The organism is Psychrobacter sp. 1U2 (genome assembly GCF_051847575.1).
This window is the reverse complement of sequence record NZ_JBPYDC010000912.1, coordinates 1-777: the sequence shown is the minus strand read 5'-3', so window position 1 is coordinate 777 and position 777 is coordinate 1. Positions and strand designations below refer to the sequence as shown.

Sequence of the window (777 nt, the reverse complement as noted above, 5' to 3'; positions counted from 1 at the left end):
AGCCATGCATGACAAGATGAGTATTGGGTATACGTGCATGAATCTCTTTTACACGCTCAATTGATAAGATATCACCTGTGGGTGGACGCGTAAACTTATAAGCACCATGACTGGTACCAATCGCAATCGCTAGTGCATCAACATTGGTGTCTTTGACAAATTGTTCAGCTTCGTCCGCACTGGTCAACAGCTGCTCATGATCAAGAACGCCTTCTGCCCCTGAACCGTCTTCTTCGCCAGCCATACCAGTCTCAAGACTACCTAGACAACCAATCTCACCCTCTACAGAGACGCCGCAAGCGTGAGCAAGCTTGACGACTTCACGCGTCACACTCGCATTATAGTCATAATCCATCGGCGTTTTACCATCTTCACCCAGTGAGCCATCCATCATAACTGAAGAAAATCCAAGCTGAATTGAGCGCTGGCAAATGGCTGGTGACATGCCATGATCTTGATGCATAACAACTGGGATATGAGGCCATTCTTCGATAGCGGCAATAATCAAGTGTCGTAGAAATGCCGAACCAGCGTATTTACGCGCGCCAGCACTGGCTTGTACAATGACAGGAGAATCACAAGCATCGGCGGCCATCATAATCGCTCGCATTTGCTCCAAATTATTTACGTTAAAAGCAGGCACACCGTAGTTGTGCTCAGCGGCGTGATCTAAAAGTTGACGTAAGGAGATTAAGGCCATAAAACGCTCTCTGATTGGTTTTAAAATAATAACGTTATTGAAAACTGCAAAATATCATGCACTTAACATGATAGGTA

The 777-nt window shown here is 45.6% G+C and carries 1 protein-coding gene; it reads right to left on the bottom strand.

Annotated features, from left to right (window positions below; translation table 11 throughout):
- Nucleotides 1-700: ketose-bisphosphate aldolase (locus ACS8FD_RS19500; protein WP_439277080.1), on the bottom strand; the 700-nt coding region annotated here is incomplete at its 3' end.
- Nucleotides 701-777 lie beyond the last annotated feature (77 nt).